This window comes from Microbacterium sp. BF1 (assembly GCF_019279095.1).
GTDB lineage: Bacteria > Actinomycetota > Actinomycetes > Actinomycetales > Microbacteriaceae > Microbacterium > Microbacterium maritypicum.
Map to the genome: position 1 here is coordinate 1 of NZ_JAGYWT010000296.1, position 3,075 is coordinate 3,075.

Consider the following 3,075-nt stretch of genomic DNA (forward strand, 5'->3'; position numbering starts at 1 on the left):
TCATAGAGGTAGGAGGTCACGGTTCCGGGGGAATCCGCGTCCTCGGAGCCGAGCTCCGGTGCGTCAGGACGATTCGTGCGCTTGTCGGCGACCTCGATCTCGAGCCCCGGCACCAGGAAGGCGGTCTATCGCGACCGTGCGTGGGCGACTGCGAACCCTCTTTGTCGGTTCAGCGACACAAGTCGTCGCTCCCACGACACTGGGCGCCGCATCCGCGTCCTAGCATCGATGTGTGAGGGACCGTGATCCCCGAGAAGCCGCAGCGCATCGTCACCCTCGGGTGGATGTCGGCGGACATCGTCGCCGCACTCACCTCGACCTCGGCGATGGACAGCTTCCTCAAGACCGCCGAGGGCGACAACTGGTACACCGGCGTGAGCCTCGAGAACCTCTACGACGTGGAGGCCGACCTGTTCGCCGCCTGGGGCGGCAGCGCGGACGAAGGGGCCTACACGGTCGAGAACAAGGTGATGTCGCGCTGGAACCCGATCGCCAACGGCTCCTACGTGATCTATGGCGACGCCGCCGAGGCCTCGGCCATCAGCGCGCCCACCGTGCTCTCGCTGAAGTACATCCTGCCGAAGTACGACGACCTCGCCGCCGCGCTGCAGGGCGAACCGACCATCACCGGCAGGTGACCCCCGAGATGTCCCTGGCGACGCACGACGGCACGGACGTCTCGAACACGGGTGCGGGGAGTCGCACGGACGACTCCCCGCACCGCAACGGGACGCTCGCGACGGGACTGGTCATCTCCGTGGCGGTGCTGGTCATCGCCGCCATCGCCTCGCTCGCGGTCGGCAGCCGTGCGATCGACCCTGCCACCGTGCTGCAGTCCCTCTTCTCGTGCGACGAGAACCCGCTTCATCTGATGATCATGGAACTGCGCGTGCCCCGCACGCTGCTCGGCATCGTCGTGGGTGCTGCTCTCGCCGTGTGCGGTGGCCTGATCCAGGCGTTCACCCGTAACCCGCTGGCCGACCCCGGCATCCTCGGGGTCAACGCCGGTGCATCGTTCGCCGTCACCGTCGCGGTCGGCGTGCTCGGGTTCACCACCCCCGGCGCCTACATGCCCTTCGCCCTCGGCGGAGCCTTCGTCCTCACCGTGCTCGTCTATATCCTCGGCTCGTTCGGCGCTTCGGGCGCGACCCCCATGAAGCTCACTCTCGCCGGCGTCGCCCTCGGCGCGGCCTTCACCGGATTCACCACCGCGATCGTGCTCCGCGACCACAGCACCCTGCAGGTCATGCGCTTCTGGGGTGTCGGCTCGATCGGCGGACGCACCCTCGACCAGGTCACCTGGGCCGTGCCCCTGATCGTCGCCGGCCTGCTGATCGGACTGCTGTGCGCGCGCTCCCTGAACGCCCTGGCCCTCGGCGACGACCTGGCGCAGGCCCTCGGCGCCCGCGTGCGGGTAACCCGCATCCTCGTCATCATCGCCGTCACCTTGCTGGCCGGAACCAGCGCCGCCGCCGCCGGCCCCATCGCCTTCGTCGGGCTCATGATCCCGCACATCGTGCGCTGGTTCACCGGTCCCGATCAGCGCTGGGTGCTCGCCTACTCCACGATCATCGGCCCCGCCTTCCTGCTGTTCGCCGACATCCTCGGGCGCATCGTGCTCCCCAACGGCGAGATGCGCGTCGGCATCGTCACCGCCCTTCTCGGAGCCCCGATCCTGATCGTGCTCGTGCGCCGCAAGCGGGTGAGCGGGCTGTGAGCATCGACCAGAAGCCGGTCACCGCGCCGAGCTCGCCGCCCCCGGCAGCCGGGTTCCCTCCCGTGGATCACGGGCGACGCCTGTTCCGGATCGAGACCTCGCGCATCGCCACGCTCATCCCCGTGCGCGCGGCCGTCGTCAGCGTCGTGCTCGTCGTCGTGATCATCGGCGCAGGTCTCGCCTCCATGACGCTCGGCGCCTACGAGGTCGACTTCGCCGCCGTCATCCGGGCGATCGTCGACCCGGCATCCGATCCCGACATCCGCCAGGTGGTGTTCGAGTGGCGCCTGCCGCGTGTGCTGTTCGCCGTGCTGTGCGGCGCGGCCCTCGCCCTCGCCGGTGGGATCTTCCAATCGCTCACACGCAATCCGCTCGGCTCCCCCGACATCATCGGCTTCGGCATCGGCGCGCAGTTCGGCGTGACGCTCGTGATGATCGTCTTCGAGCCGAACACCTACATGTTCAAGGCGGCGGGTGCGCTGATCGGCGGCCTGTTCACCGCGCTGCTGGTCTACGTGCTCGCCAACAAGAACACGATGTCGTCGTTCCGGCTCATCATCGTCGGCATCGGCGTCTCGGCCGGACTCGGATCGCTCACCTCGTGGATCCTGATCTCGGTCAGCGTCGGGAGTGAGGGGTCCCAGTGCGTGACTCTGGGACCCCTCGTGTGCTGCGGGTCACGTTGTGTGTGCCCGAATCCCCGCAGCGGTTGGGCGCCGGCTTACCAACCGAGGTCATCGGCGCGGCTGGTGAGACGTGCAGAGCGTTAGCTGCTCGTCGGGTGGGTGTAGGCCATGGGGTCGGTAGACATCCCTCCGGGCGGGGGGTCGCCGGAGGCGGCGAGGGGGTTGACTCCTCGCGCGTCAAGCTTCGCCCGACGACCTAGAGGCCGTTTCGGATGCCCTCGATCAGGCTCGCGCGTCGTCGAGTGTTGCTGTTTCGTTGTCACGGAGCTCAGCCGGGAACACAAAGAAGCCCCGCCTGCCCTGATTCCAGGGCCAGACGGGGCATCCTAAGTGGACGCGACGGCGGGAGTCGAACCCGCAACGCCTTCAGGTATGAACTGAGGCCCGGGACCGCCCGGATCGCCGCGATGGGATCGACGTTACCCGGCCGTGATCTTTCCCGCCAGGATCATTGCCTGGGATAACACCATGAGTCCGCGGATGACGGACACCGGACATCCGCGAAGCGCAGGATGCGCGCACCTCGGAGACTGAGCGCACCGACGCCCCGAAGGTTCAGCGCCGGAGGGAGTCGTCGAACGGGTTGGGTTCGAGCGTGTAGTCGGTCGAGGCGTCCGCCCAGGTGCCACCGTCCGACGGCTGCCGGCGCCGACGCAGCGCGGCGAGTGCCCT

General features: G+C 68.4%; 3 protein-coding genes and 1 tRNA gene. 3 read left to right on the forward strand and 1 reads right to left on the reverse strand.

Annotation, left to right across the window (positions count from 1 at the left end; genetic code table 11):
* Positions 1–242 precede the first annotated feature (242 nt).
* From KZA10_RS10815 to KZA10_RS10825, 3 genes are read left to right on the forward strand one after another with little or no spacing between them, the layout of a single operon-like run.
* Entirely contained in the window at positions 243–638 is a 396-nt protein-coding gene (locus KZA10_RS10815; protein WP_256934720.1) for a hypothetical protein, read from the forward strand.
* Positions 635–1,717 carry an iron ABC transporter permease gene (locus tag KZA10_RS10820; protein WP_218682885.1) on the forward strand — a complete coding sequence of 361 codons (1,083 nt, stop codon included), beginning with the start codon at positions 635–637 and terminating at the stop codon, positions 1,715–1,717. The genes KZA10_RS10815 and KZA10_RS10820 overlap by 4 nt, the downstream gene beginning before the upstream one ends.
* The gene (locus KZA10_RS10825) at positions 1,714–2,487 is read left to right on the forward strand and encodes an iron chelate uptake ABC transporter family permease subunit (RefSeq protein WP_308289649.1); all 774 of its coding nucleotides are present in this window, start codon (positions 1,714–1,716) and stop codon (positions 2,485–2,487) included. The genes KZA10_RS10820 and KZA10_RS10825 overlap by 4 nt, the downstream gene beginning before the upstream one ends.
* Before the next feature lie 247 nt (positions 2,488–2,734).
* On the opposite strand, the gene KZA10_RS10830 is transcribed toward KZA10_RS10825, so the two are convergent.
* A tRNA-Met gene (locus KZA10_RS10830) sits at positions 2,735–2,810 on the reverse strand.
* Between the last annotated feature and the right edge of the window lie 265 nt (positions 2,811–3,075).